This is a genomic window from Flavobacterium frigidum (assembly GCF_048286795.2).
Window position 1 is genome coordinate 1 of record NZ_JBLVPT020000001.1, and the last position, 14,388, is coordinate 14,388.

Here is a 14,388-nt window from a genome sequence, read left to right on the forward strand (position 1 = left end):
TTGTAATTTAAAAGACATTGAATAATCTTTTTGAGTCCGCTTCACATAGTGTGTTTCTTTATGTTTTTCCATTAGGATACTTTTTGTGTATCGCTATTTCAGGACGGGACATATATCAGAATATTAAAAAGGAACTTCGTAATGGAGTTCCTTTTTTTTATGCCTATTTAAGATTTAAAATACTTTCCTTATGATAAAAAATTAAACCAATAATCACAAAAGGTTAAATAAGTCATAAAATTCATACGTTAATCAATTTTAAAACTATTTTTGGATGAACAAAAAACAAATCAATATGAAAAAAATTACTGTATCGATCTTAGCCTTATTTGCTTTTGCCTTTGCCAATGGTCAAGCCAAAGAAGGTCAAGTATCAAAAGGAAAATGGCTTATTGAAGCGAATACTGGCTTTGGTACAAATGTAGGAACTACCGCAATACATTTTAGCTCTTCAGACGGGATCACTTCCTACAACATTGGAGCTGAAGGAGGTTATTTTATCAAAGATAATCTGGCGCTTAAATTAGGTTTAGGTTACGGTGAAATAGATGGAAATGGAGAACCGATTGCTTACAAAATTGGAGCCAAATATTATTTGAAAACGATGATTCCTATCGAACTATCTTATAATGGAGTAGGTTTTGGTGACGCAGATGCTAATCCAACCTACCTAGGTGCGCAAATTGGTTATGCGGTATTTTTAGGGAAAAATGTAAGTATCGAACCCGGTATTCGTTATAATCTAGCTACTCACAAACAATATTACGACAACAGTTTGCAATTTAATATTGGTTTTGCTTTGCATTTTTAAAATAGTCAGTGCAAAATCATAACAAAAATAACACTAAATACTTATTGCTTTATCAAAAAAAACCGACTCTAAAATAAAGAGTCGGTTTAATTACTAAATCAAAACTATTTCTTTATATTAAAAACCTAAACCTACAGCCATTGCTGTAGCTTGAATATTTAAATCTCCCACTTTAGTTGCAGCGCCAGTTACCGTGTTAATAGTATAGATACCAGTAACATTGTTTACTTTTAGTAATGCAAAAGCAGTAGTACTCGTTCCACCAATATCAAATCCGCTATCTGCATCAACATTTACTCCTAAATTTCCAATAGAAACTAATGTTCCGTTATTTGGGGGATCTTGACGAAATAAAGCATCCATCTGAGAATCTATTACAAACAAAGCAGTTGTTGTTGCTCCCGCAAAATTATTAGTGTATGCAGCGCCTGTCACGAATGGAGTTCCTGGATTCAAGTTCACATCAGTAGCCACTACTGTACCTAAATCTGGATGTAATCGTAAGTTTTGGCCTGTGTTACTCACCAATCTAATTCGATCAACTGTTGGATTAAAATCAAATCCAAAAGACGTACCTGATAATGCTGGCGTCAAACCTGCTCCAATAGCAGTTAATGCACCGCTAGCTGTATTTACAGTAAACAATCTACTCTGGTTAGAAACTGCATACAAACTTCCGTTTGCTGGTCTAAAATCGATACCAACAATCGTTTCATTTGTTGCTAAACCTGTTAACGCTACCGAATTATTATTTCCATTGGTTGGGTTAAAACGTACCAACATATTTGTCGCAGTTGTAGCATAAGCAATTGGATTGGTTTTGAGTGCAATACTGATTACTGACGCAGTGAATTTACCAACATTAACCGCTTTACCAGTCATTAAATCTATAGTGAACAAGCTAGAAATTGAATTACTATTTGTTACCGCAAGAGCTGTAGTATTGTCCGGCATAATATCCATATCGCCTACTCCTTCAAAATTTACTCCTAAATTACCTACTAGTTGCAACGCTCCATCATTCGGTGGATTTTGCATATATAGTTTATCTTGATCAAAATCAATATCATACAACACAGTCGTTGAAGCGCCAGCCATACTATTGGTATAAGCTATCGCACCAATTTTAGCATTAGCTCCACCATTTATAACTCCATCAGTAGCTACAACGATACCAAGCTCAGGATGTAATCTTAAGTTCTGTCCTGAATCAGTTACTAATCGTATTCTGTCTACTGTAGGATTAAAATCTACAGATGCATTGGTACTTGCAATTGTAGGAGAGAAAGAGGCAGATCCTAATGCTGTTGCTACTCCACTTTTTTCATTAATTAGATAAAGTCTACTTGAAGACCCTAGTCCGTACAATTGACCTGTAGCTGGTCTATAATCAATACTTACAATATTTTCTGATGCTGGTAAACCAACAATTGCAGTGCTTGAAGTTGATGTAGCTAAATTTTTAGCATTGTACGTAAGAATCGTGTTATTACTTGCTAATGCTGTAAAATTTACATCTGGTGCCGTAGCCGAAGACATCATATCGCTTGTATCATCATTATTACAAGAAATTGCAGTAAGAGATAACAAGGCCAATCCCATAATGGAGGCAATTCCTAAATTGACGGTTTTGTTTTTCATTGTTGTGTGATTTATAGTTTATTGAATTAGTTACGATATAAACCTATTTTTGGTTTTAAAAGTTGTAATAAGTATCAAATTACGTTACTTCCTTCGCTGCTAATACGTTTTCAAGCTGCTCAAAACTTTGCTACAAATGAAGTTTTAAGTTCTTAAAACGATGATTCATAGACTATGTAATCAAGACAATTAAACGATAAACTTTTGTTAACGATTAAACTTTTTAAGTATATGATTATCTTATAACTATAAACTTTAAAAAATACAAATGAAAAAAGTACTTATCGCCTTAGTCTTACTTGTTGGAATGACAAGCTTGGCACAAGAAAAAAAAGTAAGATTTGAAAGAACCCAAATGGAACAGATGACCTCTGAACAAAGAAATGAGTTACACTTAAAAAATATGACTTTAGATTTGGACTTAACAGCCACTCAACAAAAAGAGATGAGCAAGATTATAGCCGAGCAAGGCACTAAAAAAGAAGCTCGAATGACTGAACGCAAGGCTAACAAGGATACAACTAAAATACAACTCACTGCTGATGAAAAGTTTGCTAAAAAAAGTCGAATGCTAGACGAGCAAATCGTGATGAAAGAAAGAATGAAAAAAGTACTTTCTGCTGATCAATTTAAAAGATGGGAGACTATGAAAGACCAACGAAATCATCGTATGAACAAAAGAATGGCCTATCATAAAAACCGAAAACCAGCTACAATGCATGGAAAAAAGTAGTTCATTCACGAGACTTATTTCATCACATATCATAAAAAAGACCCTTTCGGGTCTTTTTTAATTTTAAAATGTTTTTGAAACTTTATTAATAGCCTGAATCGTAAAATCAAGGTCTTCGTAGGTTAATGCATCGGTGATAAACCACGTTTCATATGCCGAGGGAGCAATATAAATCCCTTCGTGTAACAAGCCATGGAAAAATTTCTTGAATGTTTCGTTATCACCCTTTGCTGCGGTTTGAAAATCAACCACTGGAGCAGCATCAAAATGTATTGAAATCATCGATCCAATTGTATTTATGGTAAAAGCAACACCGTTTGCTGTAAGCACTTTATCAATTCCTGCAGCCAAATATGCTGTTTTCTCTGCTAAGCGGGTGAAAATTTCACGGTTTGCATTTAACGCTTGCAACATGGCTAATCCTGCGGCCATGGCCAAAGGGTTTCCTGATAATGTCCCTGCTTGGTAAACAGGACCTAGTGGAGCTAAATAATCCATTATTTCAGCACGTGCAGCAAAAGCGCCAACAGGTAATCCTCCGCCTATTACTTTTCCAAAGCAAACAATATCTGAAGTAACGTTTAGCAATTCCTGAACACCACCCGCTGAAAGTCTAAATCCAGTCATTACCTCATCAAAAATCAACAGTATGCCATTATCAGTACACATTTGGCGTAAGCCTTCTAAAAATCCATTATTTGGCGGAATACAGCCCATATTCCCTGCTACCGGTTCTACAATAATAGCCGCTATTTCATCTTTATTGGCTTGAATCAATGTTGCTACACTTTCTAGATCATTGTAACGAGCCAATAACGTATCCTTTGCAGTTCCTGCTGTAACTCCGGGACTATTTGGTGAACCAAATGTAATCGCTCCACTTCCCGCTTGAATTAAAAAAGAGTCGGAATGACCATGATAACAGCCAGCAAATTTTATTATTTTATCTCTTTTTGTATATCCACGAGCTAGTCTTATGGCGCTCATACAAGCCTCAGTACCCGAGTTTACAAATCGAATTTTATCGATTCCTGGGACCATGGCAACCGCTAAAGCTGCAATTTGCGTTTCTAATTCTGTTGGCATTCCAAACGAGGTACCTAACTTCGCTTTCTCTATCACGGCTTGTACTACCGGTTCATACGCGTGTCCTAAAATCATTGGTCCCCAAGAATTGATATAATCTATCAAACGGTTTCCATCTTCATCATATAAATAAGCGCCTTTCGCACTTTTTACAAAAATTGGGGTTCCTCCTACTGCTCTAAAAGCTCGAACAGGAGAATTGACGCCTCCAGGTATTACTTTTTCTGCTTCAGCAAAAAGCTGACTACTTCTTTGATATAACATGTAACGAAATATATTTTTGTGTTATTTACTTAATTCACGACTAATCTTTGTCCGATGGAAAGGGTATTATCAGGTAGATTATTTTTTTGTTTTAAAACCTCAACTTTTAAATCGAATTTTTTTGAAATAGAATAAAGGGTATCTCCTTTTTGAACCACATAGGACAACAAATCGGTTGCTGCTATTTCCCTTGATTCGACTGTTAAATCTTCTACCATTTCTTTTTCTTTTGCCACATAATTATCATCCAAAACCTGCTTGTCATATTGATTTAATTTGTAACGTTCAATGTAAGAAATCAGTTTGTCTGGATATCTAGGATCTGTAGCATAACCTGCAGTTCGCAGCCCTTTGGCCCAAGCCTTGTAATCGCCTTTTGAAAAATCAAACAATTTAGAATATCTAGGGCGTCCAGTCAAAAACAGGGCGTGATCTTTAAATGATTCTGATGGATTGTTGTATTTTCTAAAACACTCTTGATCAGAGTCATCATCGTGTTTAACGCTTTCTCCTTTCCAACTTTCATGACATTTGATTCCAAAGTGATTGTTTGCACTTACAGCTAGATCTCCTCTTCCAGCACCAGATTCTAAAATCCCTTGAGCCAAAATAATACTGGCCGGAATTCCATAATTTCTCATGTTTGCCATTGCAATTTCTTTAAATTTGAAAATGTAAGAAACAATCACATCATTTGTAACTACTGTCTTAGAAGTGGATACAATTACTTCTGTTTCTCTAGTATTGGCATCCTTTTTCACGGGTTTTACAACAGTTGTAATTTCTTTAGTAATACTTGGCTCTGAAGGTTTTTTTATTGCACGAGCTACCTCAGATTTAGGTTTTAAAGGAGGCTTCTTTGTAACTATAACTGGCTTTGTAGCATTGCAAGCTATCAAAGTAAGTAGTACAAAAATTAGTAGTATTTTTTTAACCATTATTATTGATTGTTGGTAAATGTTTGTTTTTTAATTTCATATTCATTCCTTGAATCCCTTGAAGTCCACCAGTGTGAATTAGTAAAATTTTTGAACCAGCACGGAAATAGTTTTTCTGAATCAAATCTAAAACGCCAAAAACCATCTTACCCGTGTAAATGGGATCCAAAGGAATTTTATATTCAGCATAAAAATGATTAATAAACTGTATTAATATTGGGTTAACTTTCGCGTACCCTCCAAAATGATACTCGTTCATCAACTCCCAATTGTCATTGTGGACAAAATTACGAATTTCATCTTTCAAAAAATCACCTTTTAAAGCCGGAAATCCTAAAACTTTTTGGTGCGGTAAAACACTATTGATAATTCCTGAAATCGTTCCTCCTGTTCCTATGGAGCAACAAATATAGTCAAATTCAGCATCTTCCGGAGTTAGAATTTCCTGGCAACCCTTTATGGCTAGTGAATTTGTCCCGCCTTCAGGTATTAGATAAAAAGCACCAAATTGCTGTTTTAAGTTTTCTAAAAAAGACGTTTCGCTTTTTGACCGATACGCTTCTCTTGAAATAAATTCAAATTGCATGCCACAGTTTTGAGCAAATAGCAAGGTTGGATTTTCGGTTATTTTATCTTGGAGCTCTTCGCCACGAATGATACCGATTGTTTTAAATCCATTTTCTTTGCCAGCATAGGCTACTGCTGCAATATGATTTGAAAAAGCGCCTCCAAAAGTAAGCAGCGTTTCATATTTTCCCTTTTTAGCTTCGAGCAAATTATACTTCAGCTTTCTAAATTTATTTCCGGAAACAAAAGGGTGAATCAAATCTTCCCGTTTAATGGCTACTGAAATGGAGTCTAGAAACGAAGCTGCTAGGTGTTGATTCAAGATAAATAATTTTGGCACAAAGGTAAAATTATATATACCAAAAATGCAACCTAAAGAGATTGCATTTCGTTTAATTCGTGTCTTTCTTTCTATTCGATAATTATTTTTTGACCCACTTCAATTTTATCTTTAGTTGCTATTTTAACAATGTAAATACCCGCGCTAAGTCCCGAGGTAGGAAAACTGTATGTGGCATTGGCTCCTAAATTTTTTTTACTGAAAATTAATTTTCCTGCCACATCATAAAGGTTACATGCTGCTAACTCAGTCAATAATGGATTACTAATCATTAAATTCTTTGCCTTGTTATCTTGATAGACTACAAAGCTCTCACGCGTTGTTTCGTCTACACCTAGGGTTACATTTTTTTTAAAAGTTATTTCGAAACGGGTATTGTTTACTCCCCCAGGCAATGTTAAATCGTAAAAACTATTTTTAATATCATGGTATAAGTCTGTTGTTTTATCGTGTAAATAAACCGCGTTTGTACCTGTAAAATTTGCTATTCCTTTGACCGTAATCTTGAAATTTGCTGTATCCGTATTTTTAAATCCGATTGGAATTTTTTTGTCTATATCAAAATTTACTGCATTGATAAGATACTCATCGTCGTTGATAACAAAATACACATCAGCTGGCATTTCATCACTGGAGGATAGGGCATCCATGGCTCGATCTACACCATCTGTAGCTCCAGGGATAAATGCCAAGACCATTTGGCGAACCCCTTGATTATTCAGCAATGTATTAAATCGTATTTGTGGCGTAGGTGCTATGCTAACCGTTTTATAATCAAATCCAGATACCGATTTAATACTAGAAAGGTAAGCCTCAGTTGTTTTTGGTTTACTAGAATTGGAGGTTCTTTCAAATTGAGAATTGTTTGCTATTCCCTCTTTTACAAAAACTCTGTAACTATTTTTCATTTGTACAGTACCGTTTACTAATCCATCAATTATAAAACCCTGCCCAACCGGAGAAAAACGTCTTTCAAAAGGGTTTCCTGTACCGGTCGCCGAACCTTCATTACCAGAACCATCATAGGAATAGAAGGTTGCTGGAACATAAATACCCGTCCCGCCTCTTTCAACTGGTGAAAAAATACCATAACCGCCTTTATAATCCGCAATAAAATGTGAATTTACTGTTTTGTCTTGTTCCCAGAAATAGGCAATTCCAGTACAGTTGGTTTGTTCAATTAAAAAAGCTGATAAATCGATTGCAGATGGATAAGGGTTTCCTGTCAAGGTAAATTGCAGATTTAAAACAGTAATTGGAATATTACCATCATTAGGTTTTCCTCTAAAATCATAGCGCTGCTTGCTACCTGGATTATTTAGAACCCCATTTACAGTAGTTGTGTTTACTCCTGAAGTTCCTTTCATCGTAAATCCTTCACCTGCATTTATAGCTGAAGATGATCCAACTTGTGCCCAACTGGTGTAACCTGATGAAGCCACTAGCTTGTTTATCCAAAAAGGGGCAATTGCAAAAGGACTTGCTGTCCCATTATAGTTGTTCATTGCCAAAATACCCGGATTATTACTCGTTGTTAAGTTCACTACATCTTTGAGTTGAATTATCCCAAAAGGAGAATTTCCTGCTGTGGCAACATTTCCACCTACAGGAGAACACCAATAATTATATTGAAAATTGTTGGTAGAACCTTCTTGAAAAACCGATAGATTACCTACTCCACTATTTGTACTAGCAGTTGTAGCGCCTTGCACTAGTTGAGCATCATTCCTTAAATAGAAATTACTATTCGCAGCATTTAGCTCTAATTGTTGCTTAACAAAAACAACCTCATTGCTTGCAAAAACAGAACTACCAGGACTTACGTACAATTGCGCATTCGCAGTTTGCTGCAAGAATAATACACTACTTATAAACAACATTCTTTTGAGTAATTTTGGGTACATAAATTTGTATTTAAAATTAATTACCTAGAAATAAATAATATTCTAATTCTCCAATTGAAATAGTATTAATGTTTAAAAATCCACTAAACCTCTAATGAGTTTTGAAACAGCTAATTAGCAAATGGATTTTCCAAATAAGACCTAATTCAAATTGTTTTAATAAAATTACAAAAAAAAGAACATACATAATTGATTAAACACCGTTAAAAAGTGTAAAAAATCGATGAAATACATATATTTTAATTTTAAGAATATAATTTCTTACAATTAAATATAAATAAAAAAGATACCTTTATGGAAGGCTTATAATTGAAAAAACTAAAAGTTAAGACTAAAATAGAAGTAGAAAAATTCAAAAAAAAAACTAAAAAACATTTTTGAAAGCGTGTTTTTATATGTAATTCTGGGTCAAAAGAATACTTAGCGCTGATAATACTGCAGTTATTAAAAAAATTTACAAAAACGATAAAAAGGTCTGTTATTTAGATATAACAAATTTGATTCCTCTGAATAGGCCTCTCTTTCAAAACTAATGTTTCTATAGGCCCGATTTGCATTCCTATATTGAAGCAACCGAACAAAATATTCTGATAAGTACCAGATAAAAAAAGGAATAATTAAAAGTTCAACTTGCTGCCGTATGTGAATTTTTTCATGATTGATAAAAATACTATCATTCAAATCTTCCCGATATTTTACCAGAACAAATGGGTAAATTGTTACCCCACGAAATCCTTTCGGTATTAAATATTTAGCAACAATCAGAAACATTCGCATTAAAATTATAAATTTGTGATACTATTTTGATTCTATTTAGAAATAAACGCAATAGTTTGACTGCCTTATTTTCTTGACCAAAGGCAATCTCTAACACATCAACACCACCGTATATGATGCACCAAAGTAATGAAAATAAAATGACTGAGGGCGAAGATTTCTATTTTACACCTGAAGGATATAAATGCTTTACCGCAAAATACCATTTAAAACGAGGTCATTGCTGCAAAAGTGGCTGTCGCCATTGTCCGTATGGCTTTGATAAAAAAACAGGAACTAATAAAAAGTAAGCATTGTTCAGTATTCTTTTTCAGTATCATTAATTGTATAAATGCAGTTTTACAACAACACAATACACCTCTAAAAATGACTTTTCAAGAACAAATACAACAAGGAATTCCGTCGGTTTTACCAAAACAAAAACCCTACGAAACAGATATCAATCACGCACCAAAACGCAAAGAAATTCTTTCGTCTGAAGAAAAAAAACTGGCACTACGCAATGCCTTACGGTATTTTGAACCGCAACATCACGCCGAATTAATTCAAGAGTTTTCAGAAGAACTGGAAACCTACGGACGCATTTACATGTACCGTTTGCGTCCTGATTATGAAATACGTGCGCGTCCAATTAATGAATATCCCGGAAAATCTGAACAGGCCAAAGCCATTATGCTCATGATTCAAAACAACTTGGATTACGCCGTGGCACAACATCCGCATGAATTGATAACATACGGAGGCAATGGCGCTGTGTTCCAAAACTGGGCGCAGTATCTATTGACCATGCAATACCTATCTGAAATGACCGAGGAACAAACCTTGACCATGTATTCAGGTCACCCAATGGGACTTTTTCCTTCTCATAAAGAAGCGCCACGAGTGGTAGTTACTAACGGAATGGTAATCCCGAATTACTCTAAACCAGATGATTGGGAGAAAATGAATGCTTTGGGCGTTTCTCAATACGGACAAATGACGGCAGGAAGTTACATGTACATAGGACCGCAAGGAATTGTGCATGGAACTACAATAACCGTTTTAAATGGTTTTCGTAAAATAAAACGCAGCCCAAAAGGTGGATTATTCGTTACCTCTGGGTTAGGCGGAATGAGTGGTGCACAACCAAAAGCAGGAAATATTGCAGGTTGCATCACGGTTTGTGCTGAGGTAAATCCAAAAATTACACACATTCGTCACAGTCAAGGCTGGATCAACGAAGTGATAGAAAATGTGGATGAATTAGTAAAAAGAGTTGCTTTGGCGCAAGCCAATAATGAAATTGTTTCTATAGGATATCGAGGGAATGTAGTTGACGTTTGGGAAAAATTTGAGCAAGAAAACATCCACATCGATTTAGGCTCTGATCAGACTTCGCTACACAATCCTTGGGCGGGCGGTTATTATCCTTCTGATATTTCCTTTGAAGAAGCGAATATAATGATGGCTGAAAAACCTGAATTATTCAAAATAAAAGTTCAAGAAACACTACGCCGTCATACTACAGCAATTAATAAACATACCGCCAAAGGAACGTATTTCTTCGATTACGGAAATGCTTTCTTGCTAGAAGCTTCTCGATCAGGTGCTGATGTTATGGCTGAAAATCACATCGATTTTAGGTATCCAAGTTATGTACAGGACATTATGGGACCCATGTGTTTTGATTACGGTTTTGGCCCTTTTCGTTGGGTATGTGCTTCGGGGAAACCAGAAGATCTGGTCAAAACTGATGCTATTGCCTGTGAGGTTCTTGAAGAAATGGCAAAAACTGCTCCAGAAGAAATTCAGCAACAAATGCAGGATAATATTCAATGGATAAAGGGTGCACAAGAAAATAAATTAGTAGTAGGTTCACAAGCCCGAATCCTTTATGCGGATGCGGAAGGACGCGTAAAAATTGCCGAAGCATTTAATCAGGGTATTGCCAAAGGTGAAATAGGTACTGTGATTTTAGGTAGAGATCATCATGATGTTTCTGGGACTGATTCACCGTATAGAGAAACGTCAAATATTTATGATGGCTCCCGTTTTACCGCTGATATGGCCATTCAAAACGTAATAGGAGATAGTTTTCGTGGTGCCACTTGGGTATCTATTCACAACGGCGGAGGTGTAGGTTGGGGCGAGGTAATTAACGGTGGTTTTGGTATGGTTCTTGATGGTTCAAAAGAGGCTTCAAAACGCTTAGCATCAATGCTTTTCTGGGATGTAAACAATGGGATTTCAAGACGAAGCTGGGCAAGAAATGAAGGTGCCATTTTTGCAATAAAAAGAGCAATGGAAACGCAACCTTTATTAAAAGTAACCATCCCTAATCTAATTGCAGATGATTTATTAGAATTCTAAAATTGAAAAACAACGTTAATTACTTAATACTATACATTATGAAAACTATCAAACTACTCACCGCAGTATTTCTCCTTGTATTTGCATCCTGCACTTCTGTTCGGGTATATTCTGATTTTGACAACAAAGTAGATTTTACTCCTTATAAAACCTACGCTTTTCACAAAAACGGAATTGACAAAGCCGAAATATCACAATTAGACAAAAAAAGAATATTGAACGCAATAGATCGTGAACTAAGCAATAAAGGCATGACCAAAAGCGAAAATCCTGACTTATTGATCAATATTTTCACTAAAGAACGAGAAAAAATAGATGTCAATCAATTCAATATGGGTTGGGGATACGGCTGGGGCTGGGGTTGGAATCCTTTCTTGTGGGGTGGACAAAACACTTTTGCTACTTCCTCTACTGAAGGCACCTTGTTTATTGATTTAATTGATGCCAAGAAAAAAGAACTGGTTTGGCAAGGCGAAGGTATCGGTTATCTTAACCAAAATCGGGGAGATAAAGAAAAACGAATCAATGAATTTGTTGCAGCGATTTTAAAACAATATCCACCGCAAGTAAAATAGTTTCTCTTAAGATTCAAACAGAAAAGCCTACCTTTGCGTAGGTTTTTTTACACCCAATTATGACTACAAAAAACGATATTGCTTCACTCGAAGACATCAAATTATTAGTAAATACTTTTTACTCTCAAGTTCAAACAGATGATTTCCTTGGTTCTATTTTCAATGAAAAAATAGGCAATCGATGGCCAGAACATCTTGAAAAAATGTATCGCTTTTGGCAAACCATCTTGCTAGAAGTACACACGTATTCTGGAAGTCCTTTTCCGCCTCACAAACAATTACCTGTGTCAAAAGAACATTTTGACCGCTGGATGGAACTATTTACTCAAACTACCGATAGTTTATTTACTGGTGCGCTAGCTGATGAAGCTAAATTTCGCGCAAAGAACATGGCAGAAATGTTTAATTACAAAATTGAATATTTCCGAAACGAAGAGAAAAACCAAAAGAATCATTCCTAAATTTTACCTGAAGTATCAAGCTGATTTTTTTTAATTGTAACACCTATTTCTATGCGCAAATTAACGTTTCTTTTAATTTTTTCTTCTTTTATTTTTTCGTGTTCAAATTTAAAAAACAGTACTAAAAACGGATCGGTTCCCAGTTTAAAATTAATGAGTGTTACCGAAATCCCCTTTGACAAAACTTTTCAAAATACAAAAGTGGGCGGTTTATCAGGTATCGATTATGATGCAAAAAACGATTTGTATTACCTGATATGTGATGACAGATCGGTGTTTAACGATTCCAGGTTTTACACCGCTAAAATTCCGCTATTTGAAAATAAAATACAAAGTGTCGATTTTCAAAGTGTTACTGCTTTAAAAAATGAAAGTAGAACTGCTTTTGGCAATTGGAATTCCAGTCCTAGCACCTCAGCAGATCCCGAAGACATTCGATTCAACCCAAAAACAAATACTTTGATTTGGAGTAGCGAAGGTACTCGAGTTGTCACTGCTGAAAAGCAAATCTTGCAAAACCCTTCGTTGAATTTTATGGATTTAAAAGGAAATTTTCTAAACGCTTTCACCTTACCAGATAATTTAAAAATGCAAGAAGTAGAAAAAGGACCAAGAAATAATGGAACTTTAGAAGGAATTGCATTTGATTCGAAATTCAAAACGATATACTCGCATACTGGAGAACCTTTATTTGAGGATGGTGATCAAGCTACTACCGGCAAAGGAGGTTTAATCAGATTGTATCAATTTGATGTCAAAACTAAAAAGAACATAACACAATTTGGTTATCAGTTAGAACCTATTGCTCTTGAACCCGATCCGAAAGGTAGCTTTGCTGTCAATGGTGTTTCGGCGATTCAGTATTATGGTAAAAATCAGTTATTGGTAGTAGAACGTTCCTACTCGACCGGGACACAAGCTTGCACGGTAAAAGTATTTTTATGCGATATGAATAATGCAACCAATGTTATGGATTATCCTTCCTTACAGAATCAAAAATTCAAATTAGCTTCAAAAAAACTAATTCTGAATATGGATGATTTGGGAATTTTTATTGATAATGTTGAGGGAATTACTTTTGGTCCAAAACTGGCTAATGGCAATCAATCTTTGGTTTTAGTAACCGATAATAATTTTTCTGACAAACAAAAAACGCAGGTTTTAGTGTTTGAGGTAGTGAAGTAGTAAAATACAACTTTAAAACACATACGTAAAAAACCGTAATAGTAACGTTACGATTTTTTAATATTTTTTTAGTTTATCAGGATTTTGTTTTCCGTTAAAAATATCCAAAATTAAGACTTTATTTGTTGTTCGCTCATATATGATTTTGTAAGTCCAAATACTTATATGGCGGAATTTCTCTTTATTGATAATAGGGTCAATTGCATAATCATAGCGCTCATCCTGCAACGACTCTGCCAAATCAATTATCTTATTCAACACTTTCTCTGCATTTTGTGGACTATCTTCAAAAATATAATTATAAATTTCAGAAAGCGATTTTTTAGCTTCCAGAGACCAAACTACAATCACTTCTTTCGAGATAAAACATGACTTCTAACTTGTTCCGAAGTATAGGTTTCTGCTCCATCTGCCACAGATTGACTAATAGATTCTATGTGCTCTATGTACTGGGATTTAGTCAAAGACTTACCTTCAAAAGTATTTGCAACAACAGAATTTCCGTTTAAAACAGATTCTATTTGCTCTAATAGCTTCTGATCTTGAACATCTATTAATTTAGCGATTATCTGGTTTTTATATGCCTCAATATTCATTTTATTTTTATTTAATATAGTAAAGGTACGAATTTTATAACGCACCGTATAGCTGACGATATCGTGCATTTGTAACCCTTAGAAAAACCTAATAAAATTTGAATGGTACTATTTCATGAACCCGAACTCCCTAGCCCCGAGTGAAATGAAAAGCTTTTTGC

Annotated in this window: 14 protein-coding genes; 7 read left to right on the plus strand and 7 right to left on the minus strand. The window is 35.1% G+C overall.

Annotation, left to right across the window (positions count from 1 at the left end; translation table 11 throughout):
* Positions 1–295: 295 nt before the first annotated feature.
* Positions 296–811 carry a hypothetical protein gene (locus ACNQGB_RS00005; protein WP_417946265.1) on the plus strand — a complete coding sequence of 172 codons (516 nt, stop codon included), beginning with the start codon at positions 296–298 and terminating at the stop codon, positions 809–811.
* A gap of 117 nt (positions 812–928) precedes the next feature.
* On the opposite strand, the gene ACNQGB_RS00010 is transcribed toward ACNQGB_RS00005, so the two are convergent.
* Positions 929–2,452 (minus strand): DUF4394 domain-containing protein, encoded by a 1,524-nt coding sequence (locus ACNQGB_RS00010; RefSeq protein WP_417946263.1) that lies wholly within the window; start codon positions 2,450–2,452, stop codon positions 929–931.
* Positions 2,453–2,720: 268 nt separating this feature from the next.
* On the opposite strand from ACNQGB_RS00010, the gene ACNQGB_RS00015 reads away from it, so the two are divergent.
* Positions 2,721–3,185, plus strand: coding sequence for a hypothetical protein (locus ACNQGB_RS00015; RefSeq protein ID WP_417946261.1), 465 nt, complete (start codon positions 2,721–2,723; stop codon positions 3,183–3,185).
* 63 nt (positions 3,186–3,248) lie between these two features.
* Here ACNQGB_RS00015 and hemL read toward each other — a convergent pair whose 3' ends face one another.
* The 4 genes from hemL to ACNQGB_RS00035 form a co-directional block, all read right to left on the minus strand.
* Complete coding sequence (gene hemL, locus ACNQGB_RS00020) at positions 3,249–4,535, minus strand: glutamate-1-semialdehyde 2,1-aminomutase (RefSeq protein WP_417946260.1); 1,287 nt, start codon at positions 4,533–4,535, stop codon at positions 3,249–3,251.
* A gap of 29 nt (positions 4,536–4,564) precedes the next feature.
* Positions 4,565–5,473 carry a glucosaminidase domain-containing protein gene (locus tag ACNQGB_RS00025; RefSeq protein ID WP_417946258.1) on the minus strand — a complete coding sequence of 303 codons (909 nt, stop codon included), beginning with the start codon at positions 5,471–5,473 and terminating at the stop codon, positions 4,565–4,567.
* Positions 5,466–6,362, minus strand: a complete 897-nt coding sequence (locus ACNQGB_RS00030; protein ID WP_417946256.1) for a 1-aminocyclopropane-1-carboxylate deaminase/D-cysteine desulfhydrase — start codon at positions 6,360–6,362, stop codon at positions 5,466–5,468. Before ACNQGB_RS00030 ends, ACNQGB_RS00025 begins: the two co-directional genes overlap by 8 nt.
* A gap of 89 nt (positions 6,363–6,451) precedes the next feature.
* The gene (locus tag ACNQGB_RS00035; RefSeq protein WP_417946254.1) at positions 6,452–8,284 is read right to left on the minus strand and encodes a T9SS sorting signal type C domain-containing protein; all 1,833 of its coding nucleotides are present in this window, start codon (positions 8,282–8,284) and stop codon (positions 6,452–6,454) included.
* 890 nt (positions 8,285–9,174) lie between these two features.
* Here ACNQGB_RS00035 and ACNQGB_RS00040 point away from each other — a divergent pair.
* The 5 genes from ACNQGB_RS00040 to ACNQGB_RS00060 all read left to right on the plus strand — a co-directional run bounded on the left by ACNQGB_RS00040 (position 9,175) and on the right by ACNQGB_RS00060 (position 13,631).
* A complete protein-coding gene (locus ACNQGB_RS00040) occupies positions 9,175–9,351 on the plus strand; it encodes a DUF5522 domain-containing protein (RefSeq protein ID WP_309756217.1) in 177 nt (58 codons plus the stop codon).
* Positions 9,352–9,427: 76 nt separating this feature from the next.
* Positions 9,428–11,410 carry a urocanate hydratase gene (locus ACNQGB_RS00045; protein ID WP_417946251.1) on the plus strand — a complete coding sequence of 661 codons (1,983 nt, stop codon included), beginning with the start codon at positions 9,428–9,430 and terminating at the stop codon, positions 11,408–11,410.
* A gap of 38 nt (positions 11,411–11,448) precedes the next feature.
* On the plus strand, positions 11,449–11,985 hold the full coding sequence (locus ACNQGB_RS00050) for a DUF4136 domain-containing protein (RefSeq protein WP_309756215.1): 537 nt from the start codon (positions 11,449–11,451) through the stop codon (positions 11,983–11,985).
* A gap of 59 nt (positions 11,986–12,044) precedes the next feature.
* Positions 12,045–12,446, plus strand: a complete 402-nt coding sequence (locus ACNQGB_RS00055; RefSeq protein WP_417946249.1) for a group III truncated hemoglobin — start codon at positions 12,045–12,047, stop codon at positions 12,444–12,446.
* A gap of 153 nt (positions 12,447–12,599) precedes the next feature.
* The gene (locus ACNQGB_RS00060) at positions 12,600–13,631 is read left to right on the plus strand and encodes an esterase-like activity of phytase family protein (protein ID WP_417946247.1); all 1,032 of its coding nucleotides are present in this window, start codon (positions 12,600–12,602) and stop codon (positions 13,629–13,631) included.
* Positions 13,632–13,688: 57 nt separating this feature from the next.
* On the opposite strand, the gene ACNQGB_RS00065 is transcribed toward ACNQGB_RS00060, so the two are convergent.
* Both ACNQGB_RS00065 and ACNQGB_RS00070 read right to left on the minus strand, forming a co-directional pair.
* Positions 13,689–13,982: a type II toxin-antitoxin system RelE/ParE family toxin gene (locus ACNQGB_RS00065; protein ID WP_309756209.1), complete on the minus strand. Its 294-nt coding sequence runs from the start codon at positions 13,980–13,982 to the stop codon at positions 13,689–13,691.
* The gene (locus ACNQGB_RS00070) at positions 13,979–14,296 is read right to left on the minus strand and encodes a hypothetical protein (RefSeq protein ID WP_417946245.1); all 318 of its coding nucleotides are present in this window, start codon (positions 14,294–14,296) and stop codon (positions 13,979–13,981) included. Before ACNQGB_RS00070 ends, ACNQGB_RS00065 begins: the two co-directional genes overlap by 4 nt.
* Positions 14,297–14,388: the final 92 nt, after the last annotated feature.